Source organism: Mesorhizobium sp. BAC0120 (assembly GCF_033542235.1).
Classification (GTDB): Bacteria; Pseudomonadota; Alphaproteobacteria; order Rhizobiales; family Rhizobiaceae; genus JAWRCU01.
This window is the reverse complement of record NZ_JAWRCU010000002.1, coordinates 392,979-410,292: the sequence shown is the minus strand read 5'-3', so window position 1 is coordinate 410,292 and position 17,314 is coordinate 392,979. Positions and strand designations below refer to the sequence as shown.

Sequence of the window (17,314 nt, the reverse complement as noted above, 5' to 3'; positions counted from 1 at the left end):
TAGAATCAATCATGCGCCGCCCAAAAGGGTCGGCGCATGAAATAGATAACCATGAAACTGCCATCGCGGAAGGGCGATGGCCAAGGCAATCAGTAGTCGTCGCTCTTTTCCGGCGGAACCAGCCCCTCGATGCCGGCAAGCAGTTCTTCCTCGCTCATGCGATCGAATGCGACATTGTCGTCTTCGCGGTCGACCTCGGCGGCCACCGCGGTGTCTGCCTGATCGATCAGTTCCTGGCCATCCGCCTCCGGCTCGTCCACTTCGACATGCTTCTGGAGCGAGTGGATGAGATCTTCCTTGAGGTCTTCCGGCGCGAGCGTGGAGTCGGCGATCTCGCGCAACGCCACGACGGGATTCTTGTCATTGTCGCGATCGACAGTGATCTGCGCGCCTTGCGAGATCTGCCGGGCACGGTGGCTGGCGAGCAGCACGAGCTCGAAACGGTTATCGACCTTGTCGATGCAGTCTTCAACTGTAACGCGGGCCATCAAGCGCCCCTTTCATTCCTGGATTTCTGGAGAGTTGTCGCGCTCATACTCCGAACGCCCTGGAAAGACAAGCTTTTCGGCATGCCTTGCCGGGCGACGAGCGTGCGGAAATGGCCTCTTGTGACCACATGTCAAGCCTCCATCAAATTTTTTTGTATTTTGGCCGGCCCGGCTTGGAACGATATTCGCGTGACGTTAGTTGAACGGCCGACGTATTGCTGTTGCCTCGCCAGGGGTTTCCGCCCGTTTTCGGGCTTGCGCAAGATTTGATTAGTGAAAACGTCTATTAGGATAATGCAAATGTTTGACCCTCGCGAAAAAATCGCTCTTTTCATAGACGGCGCCAATCTGTACGCCACCTCCCGGGCGCTGGGCTTCGACATCGACTACAGAAAGCTTCTCGCAAGCTTCCAGAAGCGCGGCTACCTTCTCAGGGCCTACTACTATACGGCGCTGGTGGAGGATCAGGAATATTCTTCGATCCGGCCGCTGATCGATTGGCTCGACTATAACGGCTACAAGGTGGTAACCAAGCCTGCGAAGGAGTTCACCGATTCCGCCGGACGCCGCAAGATCAAGGGCAACATGGATATCGAGCTGACGATCGACGCCCTGGAACTCACCGATGTCGTCGACCACTACGTCATCTTCTCGGGGGACGGAGATTTCCGCACCCTCGTCGAGGCTTTGCAACGCAAGGGCCGAAAGGTGAGCGTCGTGTCCACGATGTCCTCGCAGCCGCCGATGATCTCCGACGACCTTCGCCGAACAGCCGACCATTTCATCGATCTTGCCACTTTGCGTGCCGAGGTTGGTCGTGACCCGTCCGAGCGACCGGTGCGCCGGCCGGAGCCCGCCGAACATGACGACGATTACTGATGGGCGCCGCAACCGCGGCTGCCGATCCGCCGCATGACTGTCCGCTCTGTCCAAGGCTGTGTGAATTCAGGGATGCCTGGCGTGCAAAGGAACCGGACTGGTTCAACGGGCCGGTGCCGACCTTTCTTCCGCCCGAAGGCCCTGAGAGCGTTCGCCTCCTGATCGTGGGCCTGGCGCCAGGGCTGCGGGGCGCGAACCGCACGGGTCGACCTTTCACCGGCGACTATGCTGGCGACCTGCTCTACCGCACCCTCGTCGCGCATGGCTTTGCCAAAGGCCGTTACGAAGCACGGCCGGACGACGGACTGACCCTGTTCGAGACGGCGATCACCAACGCCGTTCGGTGCGTGCCGCCGCAGAACAAGCCGCTTCCAGGAGAGATCGCGACCTGCCGCCGCTTCCTTACCGCGGTGCTTGCCGGCATGCCGAAGCTCGAAGCCATCCTGTCGCTCGGCGCGATCGGGCATCAGTCGGTCGTGCGCGCGTTCGAAGGCCGAATAGCCGCATACCCGTTCAAGCACGGCGCGAAAACCGGGATCGGCCATGTCACGCTTTTCTCAAGCTACCATTGCTCACGCTACAACACCAATACCGGTGTCTTGACGGAGGAAATGTTCCTTCGCGTTTTCGGAGACATAGCGAGCCTTCTGGATCGTCAGCATCCGGTGGCTTCCGTTCAGCCTGACGCCTGGATTTTTGATTGACGGGCAGCAATCCCGGAATAGCTGTTGGTGGAAGCCACTCCGAGAGAAAGAATCTGGGAATGACCTGGACGATCGCCGGCCCCGCAGTCATTTCGGCATTTCTTGCCTCCTCCGTCGAAGTGGTGGAAGCCTTCACCATCATTCTGGCCGTGGCCACCATCCGCGGCTGGCGACCCGCCGTAGCCGGCACCGTTGCCGCCCTGGCGCTGCTCGCCTTGCTGGTGGTATCGCTGGGACCATTGCTCGGGCAGATACCGCTCAGCGTCCTGCAGCTTGTCATCGGTGTCCTGTTGCTGCTGTTCGGACTGCGCTGGCTACGCAAGGCCATCCTGCGGGCTGCCGGCCACATCGCGCTTCATGACGAGACCGAGGCATTCGCCAAGGAAGAAGCGGAGCTGAGGGAGGCCGAGCGGCAAAAGATCTCCCATCTCGATTGGATGGCCGGAATCACCGCCTTCAAGGCCGTGCTGCTGGAGGGGCTCGAGGTTGTGTTCATCGTGATCGCGGTCGGCGCCGGCAGAGGGCTGATCGTGCCAGCTGCTGTGGGTGCGCTCGCCGCTGTCGTGCTCGTGCTCGTTGCCGGCATTGCCATTCGTCGACCGCTGGCGCGCGTGCCGGAGAACACGCTGAAATTCGGTGTCGGCGTGATGCTGTCCGCCTTCGGCGTCTTCTGGACCGGAGAAGGTCTCGGCGTGGAATGGCCGGGCGCCGATCTCGACATTCTCGCCTTCGGCGCCATCTTTCTCGTGACTGGACTCGGCGCGGCGATGCATCTTCGCCGCGCCGATCTCAAGGCAGCATCATGAAAACGCTATCCCTGCTGTGGACCGAATTGATCGGCCTTTTTGTCGATGATGAGTTCCTTGCATTGGCGATCCTGGGCGTGGTCGCAGTCGCCTCGGTTGCTGCAACTTGGTTCCATGCTGCCGCTGTTGCCGGCGGCATCCTGCTTGCGGGCTGCGTCGTCGTGCTTCTGGCGAGCGCCTACCGCGGAGCCAGGAAGTCCTGACGTCAAGGCGTCACGACAGGCGGCTCTACTCACTACCCGCCATTTCCCCTCGCGCCGATACGACCGCATGCGCGACAGCAGCATGAACGGCGTTCTGGCCGGTGGCGTCGAGCGGGCATCCGGTCAGATAGGAGGTCAGCAGGATTGGCGCTCCGTTCGGCGGCCAAGCCACAGCGATGTCATTGGCCGTGCCCCGTTCACCGGTGCCGGTCTTGTCGCCAGCGCGCCAGCCCTTCGGCAGGCCAGCCCGGATTCGCTTATCACCCGTGCGACAGGCGATCAGCCAGCCGGTCAGGCGGTCGCGGGAGCCTGCCGTCAGCGACGAACCGAGCACCAGCCGGTCGAGATCGGCGAGCATGGCGTTCGGGCTGGTCGTATCGCGCTCATCGCCAGGCCTGACTTCATTGAGCTCCGGCTCGAAGCGATCGAGCCTGGTGACCTCGTCGCCGATCCCGCGGACGAATCGGGTCAGCCCCTGCGCTCCACCGATGGTCGCAAGCAGAAGGTTGGCCGCTCCGTTGTCGCTCTCCGTCACAATCGCCTCGCAGAGTTCAGCGACGCTGGCCTCACGGCCAACGAAGCGCTTGGAGACCGGCGAGTGGGATATGATGTCGTTGGCCACCACCGGTATGCCGCGTTCGAGATGTTCCCGTCCCTCATCCACCTTCGCAAGAATCGCAGCCGCCAATAGAAATTTAAAGGTGCTGCACATCGGGAAACGTTCGTCACCGCGATGGGCGAAACGCCCGCCGGATCCGGTGTCGAGCACGGCGACGCCGAGGCGGCCGCCGCTCTTCGCTTCGATTTCAGCAATCGCCTTCTCAAGCGCCTTGCTTTCTAATCCATCTGTTTCTGCTGCATAAATTCTACCGGTTGCGAACAAGGCACTGCTAGCGGCCGCAATCACAAGCTGTCGTCTCGAAATCATGTCTGCCTCCTTTGGCAGAGTGACGATGCGGGACTGGTGGTCGGCGGGCAAACGATGATATCTCGGAAGGGGTATGAGAAAATTTATTGCATCGCGATGGACCGACCGCAGCTTCCCCTGAACGCCTTGCGCGCCTTCGAGGCCGCCGCCCGCCATTTGAGCTTCACGCGTGCGGCCATCGAGCTCTGCGTCAGCCAGGCCGCGGTCAGTCATCAGGTGAGCGGGCTCGAGGAGCGGCTCGGCATCGTCCTGTTTCGCCGCCTGCCTCGGGGCCTCGCGCTAACCGATGAAGGTGCTGCGCTCGTGCCCGTGCTGAGCGAGGCCTTCGACCGCATCGGAGCGATGCTCGATCGCTTCGTGGACGGCCGCTACCATGAGGTGCTCACGGTCGGGGTCGTCGGCACCTTCGCGACCGGCTGGCTGCTCCCGCGAATCGCCGAATTCACCGCCGCCAATCCGACGGTCGACTTAAGAATTCTCACGAACAACAATCGCGTCGATCTGGCGGGCGAAGGTCTCGACCTCGCAATACGCTTCGGCGACGGTGCCTGGCATGGCGTCGAGGCGATACCGCTGATCGATGTACCTATGACGCCGCTTTGCGCCCCTGCGCTGGCGAGGCGCCTCGCGCGCCCCGGCGACCTCGCCGGCGAGACGCTGTTGCGGTCATACCGCCAGGACGAGTGGCCGCGCTGGTTCGAGGCGGCCGGCGCCGATTGCCCGAAGATCCGCGGGCCGGTCTTCGATTCCTCTGCGGTCATGGCGAGCGCTGCCGCCGCCGGAGCCGGTGTCGCGCTGCTGCCGGCGATGATGTTCGAGAACGAGCTTGCTGCGGAACGACTCATGCGCCCGTTCGCCGCCGAAATCGATGCGGGACGTTATTGGCTGGTCCGACTGCGCTCGCGCGCCGAAAGCCCCGCCATGCGGGGGTTCAGGCTTTGGCTCACGGCTGCAGTGGGGCCAGCGAAAGCAGCCAATTCCCCTTGAAGGACATTGAGATCGACGGGGCCTTCAATTCCGTCCACCCTGCCCTTGTTGTGATACTGCCAATAGATCCAGTCATCATGACCTGGATGCATCGCCAATGAACGGACCCAACGCTGGCGGCCGGCGACGGCAGTGCCATACGTCTCCAACGCGTCACCGATGATGTAGACAATTGCCCTCTTCCCGAACGCCGCTTCGACAGGATCGAGGAAAGCCTTCAGCTCCGCCTCGAACTTCTCGATCGAGGGCCGATCCGTGCAATTGCCCCCGAATTCGATGTCGACCACCGGCGGCAGAAGCGGACCGTCGCGCGGCACCGTTGCGATGAAGTTCTGTGCCTGATCGGCTCCGGGCCGACAGAAGGTGAAAAAGTGATAGGCGCCCACCGCTATTCCGGCAGAACGCGCGCCAGCCAGATTCCTGGCAAAGGATCTGTCGACGAAATCGCCGCCCTCCGTCGCCTTGATGACTGCGAAGGCAACGTCATCGGCGGCGACACGCGGCCAGTCGATCGCGCCCTGATGATTGGAGACGTCGATGCCGCGCACCGGATATTTGTCTCGATCCGGCGAGAAGCCCATGAAATAGAAGTAGCCGGCGACCGAAACGGCGCAAGCGGCCAGCACAAATCCGGCAGTGAGACGAAAGAGGCGATTCACCGCACCTGTGTCGGTGAACATCGTGACGAGATTTCGGCGAGTAGCGAGTAGCGAGTAGCGAGTAGCGAGTAGCGAGTAGCGAGTAGCGAGTAGCGAGTAGCGAGTAGCGAGTAGCGAGTAGCGAGTAGCGAGTAGCGAGTAGCGAAGAATCGTTTGACCGCCAATAGTCAAGTCATTCCCTATTCGCTATCTCCCTATTCGCTATTCGCTACTTCCCTATTCGCTACTTTATCCCCGCTCTTTGAGGAGCCGCGACTTCTCCCTTGCCCAGTCGCGCTTCTTCTCGGTCTCACGCTTGTCGTGCAGCTTCTTGCCTCGCGCGATAGCGAGCAGGAGCTTGGCGCGGCCACGCTCGTTGAAGTAGATCTTGAGGGGCACCATCGTCATCCCCTCCTTCTCGACGCCGTCAGCGAGCCGCGCCATCTCGCGCTTGTTGAGAAGCAGCTTCCTGCGCCGCCGCGGCTCGTGGTTGAAGCGATTGCCCTGCGTGTATTCCGGCAGGTAGGAATTGATCAGCCAGATCTCGCCTCCCTCGACGGCGGCATAGCTCTCCTGGATGTTGGCGTGGCCCTCGCGCAGCGATTTCACCTCGGTGCCGGTCAGTGCCAGCCCCGCCTCATAGGTATCCATCACCTCGTAGGAGAAGCGCGCCTTGCGATTCTCGGCGACGGTCTTGCCGTTCGAGTTCTTGTCCTTGCTCATATCAAATATTTAGGCGACCAAGCCTCAGTTCAGAAGCCCGGCGTGCTTCAGCGCCTCGTCGATCTTCTCGGCAGTGGCTTCCTCGACCGTCGTCAGCGGCAAGCGCACGACATTCTCGACCTTGCCGAGCCGCGAGAGCGCATATTTCGCACCCGCAACACCCGGCTCGATGAAAATCGCCTTGTGCAGCGGCATCAGCCGATCCTGCAGCTCGAGAGCACGTTGGTGATCGCCGGCAAGGCTTGCTTTCTGGAACTCCGCGCAGAGGCGCGGCGCGACATTGGCCGTGACAGAGATACAGCCCGAGCCGCCATGAGCGTTGAAGCCGAGGGCCGAAGCATCCTCGCCGGAGAGCTGGATGAAATCCTTGCCGCAGGTAATGCGCTGCTCGGACACGCGTTCGATCTTGCCGGTGGCATCCTTCACGCCGGCGATGTTCTTGAAATCATGAGCCAGCCTGCCCATCGTCTCCGGTGACATGTCGACCACCGAACGCGGGGGGATGTTGTAGATGATGATCGGCAGCTTCGTTGCCTTGGCCACCGCCGCGAAGTGGGCATAGAGCCCGCGCTGCGTGGGCTTGTTGTAATAGGGGGTCACCACCAGCACGGCGTTTGCGCCGACCTTCTCGGCAAACTGAACGAGCCCGACCGCCTCTTCCGTGTTGTTAGAGCCCGCGCCGGCAATGACGGGGACCCTGCCCTTCGCCACCTCCACGCAGGTCCTCACCACCTCGCGGTGCTCCTCGTGCGAAAGAGTCGGCGACTCGCCAGTGGTGCCGACTGGCACCAGCCCGCTCGAACCTTCGGAGATTTGCCATTCGACCAGGGCACGGAACGCTTTGTCGTCGAACCTACCAGCCTTGGTGAACGGCGTCACAAGTGCGGGCATCGACCCTCTGAGCATTTCCGGAACTCCTCGACCAACATGGCTCCTGCCTTATGGCAGCGCGGCTTTCTAACGGAAACGGCCGGCCCGCACCATAGTCTTGTCAATTAGTTGCTGCATAGGTCGAATTTGCTGGGTCCGTCTCGGCCAGCAGCGTGTTGCTTAACGGCCCATTCACCATGCTGCCATAGGCTCCGATTGGTCCCCGCTTTTATTTGTTCTGGCCTGGAGAGGGGCAGCCCGTTCATGCCGAAAGGCACGCTAGCCAGCGTTGTTGTCGCCGGCGCCATCCTGGCGCTCGATGTCGTGGCCACGTTCATTCCGGCCGCTATCGACAATTTCGCGCATGTGCCCGCTCCCGCCTTTAGATCAGAGGCTCAGGATGGCTATGTCGGCACGCCCACGACCAATCCGGTCGCAATTGCGCCGGCCACAGCAGGCCGGACTGCGGGCAAGCCCACGGTCGACCATCAGACGTTCACCGCAGCCATCCCGCAGTTGGAGATTCCCCAGCCCGAAATCGCGCCGACCGACGACCCGGACATCGGTATGCTGAAGACCGGGCTCGATGCGCTGGCCGCCGGCGACGTAGCCAGCGCGCGCGGCGCGCGCGACCAGCTCCCGACGGATGGGCTCGACCGGCATATCCTCACCTGGGCAATCGCCATGAGCAGCGAAGCCAGCAGCGCCGAGATCGCGTCGGCCGCACGCACGCTTTCGCAATGGCCGGGCGCCGACGTGCTGAAGAGGAATGCCGAGCGAGCGCTCTACCGCGAGAAACCGGATCCACAGACCGTTCTCAAGGCCTTCGCAACCAGTACTCCGCTCACCGTCCAAGGCGTGACGTTGCTTGCCCGCGCCTATATCGCGACAGGCCAGCTGGACTCGGCGCGGGCGGTGCTCGCGCCATTCTGGCGCATGGAGAAGCTGGAAGCGTCCGACGAGGTCGCAATCATCAAGGAATTCGGCGCGGTCATCCCGACTGCCGATCACCGCTTCCGTATGGAGAGGATGCTTTATGCGGAGCGGCCTGCATCTGCGCAGCGCGTCGCAAGCCTCGCCGGAGCCAAGGAGCTCGCCGACGCCTGGGCTGCGGTCCTGCGCAACGACAAAGAGGCGAAGAAGCTGCTCGACGCGGTGCCTGATGCGCAACGTTCGGCCGGCTACCTTTTCGCGAAGGCCAAGTATCTGCGCCGCAAGAAGAGCTTTACGCAGGCTGCGGCCGTGATGGTAAAGGCGCCGCGCGACCGGGCCTCGCTCGTCGACCCAGACGAATGGTGGGTCGAGCGGCGCGTCCTGTCGCGCGAGCTGGTCGATCAAGGCGACATCAAGACGGCCTATAAGCTGGTGGCCGCGCATTCGGCCGAGAAAACGGCGAACATCGTCGAAGCCGAGTTCCATGCCGGCTGGTATGCGCTGCGCGGGTTGAACGATCCCGAGATTGCGGCGAAGCACTTTCAGCGGATCGCCGAGGTTGCGGAAGGGCCGATGGGCCTGTCCCGTGCCTATTATTGGCTCGGCCGCACGGCGGAGGCCGGCGGGCCGGGCGATGCTGCCGCCTATTACAAGAAGGCTGCCGGTTACGGCACTGCATTCTATGGGCAGCTCGCCGCTACCCGTCTTGGCGCCGTGACGATCTCCATCGACGATCCTGCGGCGACAGACGCCGATCGCCGGACCTTCGCCGGGCGCGAGGCAGTACGCGCGATCCGCCGCCTGGAAGATGCCGGTTATCCGGCACGGGCCGAGATCCTGTACCGCGATCTTGCCCAGCAGCTCGACAGCCCGGGCGAACTGGCGCTGCTCGCGGCCATGGCCGAGAAGCGCGGCGATCATTTCCTGGCATTGCGTCTCGCCAAGATCGCCGGCGGGCGCGGCGTGAACATCGGCGCCCTCTCCCATCCGGTCGGCGTGATCCCGTCTTCGGCGGATATCTCCGGCGCCGGCATGGCGCTCGCCTATGCGATCGCAAGGCAGGAAAGCGAATTCAATATCGGCGCTGTCTCGGGGGCAGGCGCGCGCGGACTGCTGCAGCTTTTGCCGGGGACGGCCAAGGAAATGGCCAAGAGGAACGGGCTGCCCTTTTCGCAGGACCGGCTCACGACCGATGCGGGCTATAATGCGACATTGGGTGCTGCCTTCCTGCAGGACCAGCTTGGCAGATTCGACGGATCGTATGTGCTGACCTTCGTGGGCTACAACGCCGGCCCGCGTCGCGCCCAAGAATGGATCCTCAAATATGGCGACCCGCGGGGGAAGGATCTCAACGCCGTGGTCGACTGGATCGAGCGGATTCCCTTCACCGAAACCAGGAATTACGTCCAGCGCGTGATGGAAAATTACGAGGTCTACAAAATGCGCCTCTCCGGGCATTTCGACATCGCCGACGACCTCGTCAACGGGCGCTGAAGACCGCTCCATTGCCGCGTCATGATTTGCGTGGGTGTAGCGGCGCTCACTTCTTGCAGGCCGGTTATGAACAGGATGGGCGGTGAATAGCGGGGAAAGTGCGGACAGCTCGACGAAGCGGCTGTTCGCACGCTGACGTTAGGTTACATTGGGTCATCTCAAGCCCCGACGAACCGGCCGCGACAGCCGGGAAAGGCGGGAAGCCTGAGGCCCGCGCCGGAGACAAGCCAGTCGGGTGCCCATGCATCAGGCAGGACGGGCTCCCTGGGGTCGAGCGGGCGCTACTCGAAGCGGTTCGAAACGTGAACGGTAGTCCGATGCTGCCATGAAGGCCGGACAAAGTCCTTCGATGGTGCGCTTCCTGCAACCCTCAGAGGATGCGGCGGCGTGGTCCAGAAAGGGCGTGCTCCGGTCAGGATACGTACCTCTGTGACCGTCAGCATCAGGGCCGACATGGCTGTCTGCCTTCGGGCGTGCGCCATCGTGGATGGTCTTGATCTGGACAGAAAGCGCTGGGAGCAATCTCAGCGCTTTTCTGTTTTCATGGCGGTTCGCCTCATTCGGACCGGCTGAGCGCCCTCGGTTGCTCCCCTGCCCTGTTTCATGGCAGTCACCTTGCGCAAGCATGGAGTTGGTCGGAACGTGGCAACCGGCGGCACGACGTACATAGATGCCTTCTACCCGGCACCGGATGGCCTGAAGCTCCACGCGCGCATCTATGGCACGCCGCGTGAGGGTACGCTCCCCGTGGTCTGCCTGCCAGGGCTAACCCGCAATGCGCGCGATTTCCATGAGCTTGCACTGATTTTGTCCGCCGGCCGCCAGGTGATCGCCTTCGACTATCGCGGCCGCGGCCAGTCAGATTATGATCCCGACTGGCGGAACTATCAGGTCGGGATCGAAGCGGCCGATATTGTCGCCGGGCTTGCTTCGCTTGGCCTCGATCGTGCCGCCTTCATCGGCACGTCGCGCGGCGGGCTGATTATGCACGTGCTTGCCGTCATCAAACCTGCGCTGCTCGCGGCGGCCGTGCTGAATGACGTCGGACCCGTGCTCGAGATGGAAGGGCTCATCCACATCCGCGCCTATCTCGAGCAGGCGGCACAGCCGAGAGACTATGCGGAGGCTGTCGCGGTTCAGCGCAGCATCCACGGCGCGGCCTTCACGGCGTTGCGGGATGCCGATTGGGAGCACATGGTCGACAGCATCTATCGCCGGATGAATGGCGAGTTCGTGCCCGACTTCGACCCCAAACTCGTCAACGTTCTCGGGAATTTCGATCCGAGGAAGCCGCTGCCGGAGCTGTGGCCGCAGTTCGAGAAACTCGCGGGCGTGCCGCTTCTTGCGATTCGGGGGTCGAACTCGAAGCTTCTCTCGTCCGAAACGCTTGCAGCGATGGCACGCCGCCACCCGGATTGCCGGACGGTCACGGTCGAAGGGCAAGGTCATGCGCCGTTCCTGGAAACCGGCGATGTTCCGAGCGTGATCCAGGAATTCATCGCGGCAGCGGAGCAATAGGCTCCGAGGGGCCTAAAGGCGAACTTTTCCCTGCCCTGCTCCCGAAAAAGAAGAACCCGGCGGTTGCCCGCCGGGTCCTTTGGCCCGTCCCACTGATCAGGTGATCAGAACGTGAACTGGGTGCGGAGATAGCCGCCCCACTGGTCGTCGTTCGGGAACTGGCTGAGCGGATCGCCATCGCCATGCCGGAAGCCGACGCCCGGTGTCACGACGAAGCCCGGCACCAGGGTGTAGTTCAGGTCGACGTCGATCGAGTAGTCGCTGAGCTGGTTGTAGCCAAACTCGGCGTTGAGGGTCGCGCGGTCGTTGATGTGCAAAGCACCGCCGGCCCAAATCGCCCAGTCGCCGCCCCAGGTGGCGTAGAAGTTGCCACCGTTGCCGTCATAGGGAGCGCCGCTCGGGAAGTTTCCGCTGCCGCTATCATCCGTCCAGGCGCCCATGACGAACACCGAGAACAGGTCGCTCGGCGTGATATCCAAGCGGCCCTTGATGGCGACCTCTTCCTGCACCGAGTCGTAGGCCGCAACAGCCGAAAGCCCCCACAGGCCAGTCTTGTAAGCAGCGCTGACGAGGACGTGCGGCGTGTAGTCGAGGATCGCGCCCTGGCCGAAGGGCGAGCCTGCGAAGAACGTACCTGTAGCAGTATCGAAGAAGCCGGGATCCTTGGAATAGAAGGAGTCGCCGTTGTTGCCTTCTTCAACCGCGGCGCCCAGCGAGAAGCCGTTGCCGAAGTCGTAGGTGTACTGGATCGTGTGCGTGGTGAACGGACCGTAGGGGATCAGGCCGTCATTGACGACGCCCGAGGCGTAGCCCGTCGAGGTGTCGAAGTAGGAGTCCTCGACGCCGATCAGGAACCCGCCGAGCTTCACCCAGGCACGCTCGATGCTTTCTGCGTTACCGACGGGATGGGTCTCGTTGAAGTTGCCGCTCTGGTTAAAGCTGTTGGGCGCGTTGGCCGTCTGCCAGTCGAAGTTGACCTGCACCTTGCCCTGCAACGTGCCGAGCTCGGTCTCGGTGCGGGCTTCCATGCGCAGCGCGAAGCGGCCACGCTTGTGGTAGGTGTCGCCTCCGACGTCGCCATCGACGTCATCGCCGAACAGGTCACCGATGCCGATGTCGTAACGGAGATAGCCGCCGACCTTCAGGCAGACCTCGGTGCCAGGGACGTAATAGAAGCCGGTGCCGTAGGTGTCGCAGACGCGGACATATTCGACGGGCTCCGGCTCCGGAGCGACGACCACGTCAGCGGCGCGCGCACCAGAAACCGCGACCAGCGCCGCAGCCGAGCCGAGAAGAAGGCTCTTGATGTTCATTTTCTGACCTCCAGTCAGAATCAGACGTCTGGAGGCGGACAGAAGACGTCGCGCAGCCTTAAGTCTTTGAAATAATGTACATTTTTTTGACTTTATCGCCCGGCGCCCCAAAATGCCGACGTGTTTTATATGGATTTTCGATCGCCAGACTGCCTGCCATCGAAGGCGTGACCGGAACTAGACTTGAAATAGCGTTCAAACGACTCGGCCTTGGCCCGATCTGAAACGGCAACATCGGTTATGGGCCCAAGTCAGGTATTTTGAGGTATGGCGAAACAATCCAGAACCAGCTCTTGGAAGCGCTGCTTTAGATTCGCAGTAGTTCCCGCATTGCGTCGGCCGCTATCGGATAGGTCTTCTATCTACTGGACATAAAACAGCACGGTCCTCCTTCGCTAAGCTTCGGAAGGCACCTTGCTTTGACTGGAATGCAGGTGGTGGTCCTGCGCAGCTCGAAGAGCGAAGCAGGATGGCGGAGAGGATGGGATTCGAACCCACGAGGCCCTTTTGAGGCCTACTCCCTTAGCAGGGGAGCGCCTTCGACCACTCGGCCACCTCTCCGGCGCGCCCCGCTGGATAAAGAAAACGTCCGGCACAATCAACAAGAATGGAGGGCGAATCGCGCTCGCAGCGTTAGCCAAAGAGGAAAAGCTGGACCGCGCCGCCCGCGATTGGGGCGGCCTCATGCAAGACATTCCCAGCCTAGACGCCCTACAGACAGCGAATCGAGGCACTTCCTTGCCTCGCTGGCCCATGGTTTCCGGGCTCCGGCGCCCGGGCTGGTAAACAATCTCTTTCCAGGGGTAAGCAAATCGTGGCTTTTCTGCAACAACGGTTGGGGATCGCGTTCGGAAGCCTGCCCGCCGCACACCTTATCAGTTGAACGGGGCAGGCCCATGAGTAATGGTCGAATTCGAAAGAGGGGCGGCCAACCGCATCTTTTTCATCAAAGGGGATGGGGCAGGGAACGCTGTCCTTCAGCAAAAATACCCAGACCCGTATTTAAACTTTTGACTGGAGGTCAGAAAATGAACATCAAGAGCCTTCTTCTCGGCTCGGCTGCGGCGCTGGTCGCGGTTTCCGGTGCGCGCGCCGCTGACGCGGTCGTCGCTCCGGAGCCGGAGCCGGTCGAATATGTCCGCGTCTGCGACACCTACGGCACCGGCTTCTACTACGTCCCCGGCACCGAGGTCTGTCTGAAGGTCGGCGGCTATGTCCGTTACGACATCGGCGTGGGTGACCTGTTCGGCGACAACGTCGACGCCGACGACGACGCCGACACCTACCACAAGCGCGGCCGCTTCGCGCTCCGTATGGAAGCCCGCACCGAGACCGAGCTCGGCACGTTGCAGGGCAAGGTGCAGGTCAACTTTGACTGGTCGACCGCCAACGGCGCGGCCGACATCCATCCCGTCGGCAACTCGGAAAGCATCGAGCGTGCATGGGTGAAGCTCGGCGGCTTCCTGATCGGCGTCGAGGATTCCTTCTTCGACACGTTCACGGGCTATGCCTCGGGTGTCGTCAACGACGGCCTGATCCCCTACGGTCCGTTCACGACGCACACGATCCAGTACACCTATGACTTCGGCAACGGCTTCTCGCTCGGCGCCGCTGTTGAAGAAGGCAACAACGGTGATTCGGAGTTTTCCAAGTTCACCGTCGGCGGTGAAACAATCGGTCAGGGCGCCATCAACGACTACACGCCGCATATCCTCGTCGGCGCTGCCTACAAGGGCGGCCTCTTCGGCGTGTCGGCTGTCGGCGCTTACGATTCCGTGCAGGAAGAGTTCGCCATCAAGGGCCGCGTGGACATCACCCCGAACGACATGTTCTCGTTCTTCGTGATGGGCGCCTGGACGGATGACGACGGTGACGGCAACTTCCCGAACGGCGCTCCGTACAAGGACAATGGCGGCAACTTCTACGCCACCTGGGGCGGCGACTGGGCGATCTGGGCCGGCGGTGCGATCCACTTCAACGACCGCGCCACCCTCAACGCCGAGTTCGGTTACAACGAGTTCAGCGACTACTCGATCGACGTCGACCTGAACTACACGGTTGTTCCGGGCTTCGTCGTGACGCCGGGCGTCGGCTTCAAGCACATCGACGACGACCATATCGGTGTCGCCGAGAGCGAAGACAACTGGGGTGCTTACCTCCGCACCCAGTTCACCTTCTGATCGAAGGCGTGAGCTGATCTAGAAATGACTGGCCCGGGGCTCATCGAGCTCTGGGCCGGTTCCATTAAATAACTCGATGGTGCCGCAGAGCACTCGTTTTGGGGTTGAATAGGGCAGAGGTAGGAAGTCGGCTAACGAACCAAAGAAGAAATCCCTTGTTCAAGAACCGTTGTACTAGACCGATCTCACGCTGGGGAAGCATTTCCCGGCCGAGGTTTTTCTTGCAATTCGGAAAACTATCGGCAGATATGCCGCCCTTTAGTGGTCGGGGGCTGCCACAATGAGGGGCGTACAAGAAATCAGCGGCTATGCCGCCGAGGCGGTCGGTCGCCCGGATCAAGGCTATAAGGTCAGCTACGACCTGAAATTCATCCGGGCAGTCACAGAACATTCTGTCCGGGAGCTTTTTACGAAGTACAGCGATCTTCTCTGGGAACCCGGCCGGCATAAATATAATGTGACCTCATTCGTCGGCGAGATCGACGAAATATTGCTCGGTAGAAAATTCAGCGTCTTTTCGCAGGAGACGTTGGACTTCGTCCTCGGAACGTTGCGCGAACGCGGTAACAGCAACGCCACCATGAATCGCAAGATGGCGGCGCTCAGCAAGTTACTACGAAAAGCGCATAAGATGGGCGATATCCACAGCCTCCCAGAGTTCCGCAGGCAGAAGGAGCGTGCCGGACGCATCAGATTCCTCGAGCCATACGAGGAGCAGGTTCTGTTCGCCGCTCTCGAAAAGCGTTCGCCTGATTGCAAAAGGCTGGCCGTCTTTCTCGTCGATACGGGATGCCGGCTTGGCGAGGCGCTCGGCCTGATCTGGAACGACGTCTCCGCCGATCGGGTGAGTTTCTGGCTCACCAAATCCGGCAGAAGCCGCACGATACCGTTGACGAAGCGAGCCAAGGAAACCGTCTGCCGTTCCGTGGGCGGCAAGGGTCCGTTCAAGATGCTTTCCCAGGTGGAGTTCCGCGCCGTCTGGAATGAGGCCAAGGCCGAGGTTGGCCTGGGCAAGGACGACCAGGTGGTTCCGCACATACTGAGGCACACCTGCGCATCGCGTCTCGTCCAGGGCGGCGTCGACATCCGCCGCGTGCAGATGTGGCTCGGTCATCAGACGCTGCAGATGACGATGCGCTATGCGCATCTTGCGACCAACGATCTCGATCCTTGCGTGGGAGTTCTCGAGCGCACTGGCACTTAGCAGTCACTGAGGCTGCAGCAACGAGACTGGCTCCCCTCTGCTCTTGCTGGATCGGCCATCGCTGGCGAATCATAGCGGCTACTGCGATGATTGCCGGAACTTCACATCCGGGAGCGTCTCATGGCAGCTGCAGAAGGGTTTTCGCGTGGCGAGATCACGCTCGCAAATTGGCGACAGCATCCGTTCAGCCAATGGGCGTTCGAGAATGTGCCCGAACTCGTGCCTGTCGCCGAGATAACGGCTCCCATTGAAATCGAAGGGCCGGTCGCGGAGGCGGGATTGATCGCCAGCCTGACGGTCCACCAGGCGGACGGAACAGAGATGACGGCACTGGAGCATCTCAAGATCTCCCATGCCGACCGCTTCGTCATGATGCGTGACGGAGTGGTCCTCGACGAGTGGCTCGCTCCGCATGCAGCCGCGGAGCGGCCGCACCTGATCTTTTCCGTGTCAAAGTCGATCACCGGCATGCTCGCCGGCATCGCCGTCGGCGACGGCGCGCTCGACTCCGACGGCAAGGTCTCGGACTATGTCCCCTCGAAGCGCGGCAGCGCCTATCATGACGCAAAGGTCCGCGACCTGCTGGACATGACGGTCAGCCTCGATTTCGTGGAGAACTATCTCGACACCGAAGGCGACTTCGATCGTTACCGGCGGGCGATGCTATGGAACCCCGAGCGCGAAGGGACGCGGCCGGAAACGCTGCCGGAGGTACTGGCCTCGCTGAAGCCGCAGGCCCACCCTCATGGCGCCATTTACTACTACGCCTCGCCGGTCACGGACATGCTCGGACTGGTCATCGAGGCAGCGGTCGGCCAAAGGTATCATTCCTATCTCGCCGACAGGCTGTGGGCACCGATGGGCGCCAAGGGCCAGGCGCATGTCACGGTTGACCGCATCGGCACGGCCCGCGCAGCAGGGGGCATCTGCGTCACCGCGCGCGACCTCGCTCGATTCGGCCAGCTTGTGCTCGATGGCGGCCGGACTGCGGACGGCCGCCAGCTCATTCCCGACTCCTGGGTCGCGGATATGCGCAACAATGGCGACCGCGAAGCCTGGAGGAAGGGCAACGACGCTCACATGTTTCCAAATGGTCGCTATCGCTCATGCTGGTACAATGCCGGCGACGAACGAGGTTCCTTTTGCGCGATCGGCCTCCACGGCCAATGGATCTGGATCGACCCGGTGAGCCGCGTCGTGCTCGTCAAGATGTCGTCGCGCCCTGCCCCGAGCGACGACGCCATGACGGCCGCGGAAATCGAATTCCTCGGTCAGGTAGCGCGTGGGCTTTAGCAGGCTTTCTCCCGCTCGATTGGGGCGCGGATGCCCGCTCCACGGCCTTGGGCGGTCCCCCTCCAGAGGCAACCGCATATGGCACAGCAGACCCCGCTCCGCTCGGCACCTCTCCCCCTCAGAAGACAGGCAAATTGCATAGGGCGCGGCACC

16 protein-coding genes and 1 tRNA gene are annotated in these 17,314 nt (G+C 62.0%); 10 read left to right on the top strand and 7 right to left on the bottom strand.

Features of this window, described 5'->3' with window-relative positions:
• Positions 1-89: 89 nt before the first annotated feature.
• The gene (rpoZ, locus tag SAZ10_RS05420; RefSeq protein ID WP_318608161.1) at positions 90-488 is read right to left on the bottom strand and encodes a DNA-directed RNA polymerase subunit omega; all 399 of its coding nucleotides are present in this window, start codon (positions 486-488) and stop codon (positions 90-92) included.
• 300 nt (positions 489-788) lie between these two features.
• On the opposite strand from rpoZ, the gene SAZ10_RS05415 reads away from it, so the two are divergent.
• The 4 genes from SAZ10_RS05415 to SAZ10_RS05400 are packed head-to-tail and all read left to right on the top strand — an operon-like array spanning position 789 to position 3,080.
• Positions 789-1,367 carry an NYN domain-containing protein gene (locus tag SAZ10_RS05415; RefSeq protein ID WP_318608160.1) on the top strand — a complete coding sequence of 193 codons (579 nt, stop codon included), beginning with the start codon at positions 789-791 and terminating at the stop codon, positions 1,365-1,367.
• Positions 1,367-2,071 carry a uracil-DNA glycosylase gene (locus tag SAZ10_RS05410; protein ID WP_318608159.1) on the top strand — a complete coding sequence of 235 codons (705 nt, stop codon included), beginning with the start codon at positions 1,367-1,369 and terminating at the stop codon, positions 2,069-2,071. The genes SAZ10_RS05415 and SAZ10_RS05410 overlap by 1 nt, the downstream gene beginning before the upstream one ends.
• Before the next feature lie 59 nt (positions 2,072-2,130).
• On the top strand, positions 2,131-2,877 hold the full coding sequence (locus tag SAZ10_RS05405) for a hypothetical protein (protein ID WP_318608158.1): 747 nt from the start codon (positions 2,131-2,133) through the stop codon (positions 2,875-2,877).
• Positions 2,874-3,080, top strand: a complete 207-nt coding sequence (locus SAZ10_RS05400; RefSeq protein WP_318608157.1) for a hypothetical protein — start codon at positions 2,874-2,876, stop codon at positions 3,078-3,080. The genes SAZ10_RS05405 and SAZ10_RS05400 overlap by 4 nt, the downstream gene beginning before the upstream one ends.
• 25 nt (positions 3,081-3,105) lie before the next feature.
• Here the strand turns inward: SAZ10_RS05400 and bla are convergent, their stop codons facing one another.
• Positions 3,106-4,008, bottom strand: coding sequence for a class A beta-lactamase (gene bla, locus SAZ10_RS05395; RefSeq protein ID WP_318608156.1), 903 nt, complete (start codon positions 4,006-4,008; stop codon positions 3,106-3,108).
• A gap of 96 nt (positions 4,009-4,104) precedes the next feature.
• Between bla and SAZ10_RS05390 the strand changes: the two genes are divergently transcribed.
• On the top strand, positions 4,105-4,995 hold the full coding sequence (locus tag SAZ10_RS05390; RefSeq protein WP_318608155.1) for a LysR family transcriptional regulator: 891 nt from the start codon (positions 4,105-4,107) through the stop codon (positions 4,993-4,995).
• On the opposite strand, the gene SAZ10_RS05385 is transcribed toward SAZ10_RS05390, so the two are convergent.
• The 3 genes from SAZ10_RS05385 to dapA all read right to left on the bottom strand — a co-directional run bounded on the left by SAZ10_RS05385 (position 4,887) and on the right by dapA (position 7,262).
• Complete coding sequence (locus tag SAZ10_RS05385) at positions 4,887-5,675, bottom strand: GH25 family lysozyme (protein ID WP_318608154.1); 789 nt, start codon at positions 5,673-5,675, stop codon at positions 4,887-4,889. The genes SAZ10_RS05390 and SAZ10_RS05385 overlap by 109 nt on opposite strands.
• 207 nt (positions 5,676-5,882) lie before the next feature.
• Positions 5,883-6,356, bottom strand: a complete 474-nt coding sequence (gene smpB / locus SAZ10_RS05380; protein ID WP_318608153.1) for an SsrA-binding protein SmpB — start codon at positions 6,354-6,356, stop codon at positions 5,883-5,885.
• Positions 6,357-6,380: 24 nt separating this feature from the next.
• Entirely contained in the window at positions 6,381-7,262 is an 882-nt protein-coding gene (gene dapA, locus SAZ10_RS05375) for a 4-hydroxy-tetrahydrodipicolinate synthase (RefSeq protein WP_318608152.1), read from the bottom strand.
• Positions 7,263-7,490: 228 nt separating this feature from the next.
• Between dapA and SAZ10_RS05370 the strand changes: the two genes are divergently transcribed.
• Both SAZ10_RS05370 and SAZ10_RS05365 read left to right on the top strand, forming a co-directional pair.
• Complete coding sequence (locus SAZ10_RS05370; protein ID WP_318608151.1) at positions 7,491-9,653, top strand: lytic transglycosylase domain-containing protein; 2,163 nt, start codon at positions 7,491-7,493, stop codon at positions 9,651-9,653.
• Positions 9,654-10,295: 642 nt separating this feature from the next.
• Complete coding sequence (locus SAZ10_RS05365; RefSeq protein WP_318608150.1) at positions 10,296-11,171, top strand: alpha/beta hydrolase; 876 nt, start codon at positions 10,296-10,298, stop codon at positions 11,169-11,171.
• Between the two features lie 104 nt (positions 11,172-11,275).
• Here SAZ10_RS05365 and SAZ10_RS05360 read toward each other — a convergent pair whose 3' ends face one another.
• Together SAZ10_RS05360 and SAZ10_RS05355 are read right to left on the bottom strand one after the other, a co-directional pair.
• The gene (locus SAZ10_RS05360) at positions 11,276-12,484 is read right to left on the bottom strand and encodes a porin (RefSeq protein WP_318608149.1); all 1,209 of its coding nucleotides are present in this window, start codon (positions 12,482-12,484) and stop codon (positions 11,276-11,278) included.
• A 470-nt stretch (positions 12,485-12,954) separates the two neighbouring features.
• A tRNA-Ser gene (locus SAZ10_RS05355) sits at positions 12,955-13,045 on the bottom strand.
• A gap of 467 nt (positions 13,046-13,512) precedes the next feature.
• On the opposite strand from SAZ10_RS05355, the gene SAZ10_RS05350 reads away from it, so the two are divergent.
• From SAZ10_RS05350 to SAZ10_RS05340, 3 genes are all read left to right on the top strand, one after another.
• Entirely contained in the window at positions 13,513-14,664 is a 1,152-nt protein-coding gene (locus tag SAZ10_RS05350) for a porin (RefSeq protein WP_318608148.1), read from the top strand.
• Positions 14,665-14,944: 280 nt separating this feature from the next.
• Positions 14,945-15,868, top strand: a complete 924-nt coding sequence (locus SAZ10_RS05345; RefSeq protein WP_318608147.1) for a site-specific integrase — start codon at positions 14,945-14,947, stop codon at positions 15,866-15,868.
• Between the two features lie 120 nt (positions 15,869-15,988).
• Entirely contained in the window at positions 15,989-17,161 is a 1,173-nt protein-coding gene (locus SAZ10_RS05340) for a serine hydrolase (RefSeq protein WP_318608146.1), read from the top strand.
• Positions 17,162-17,314: the final 153 nt, after the last annotated feature.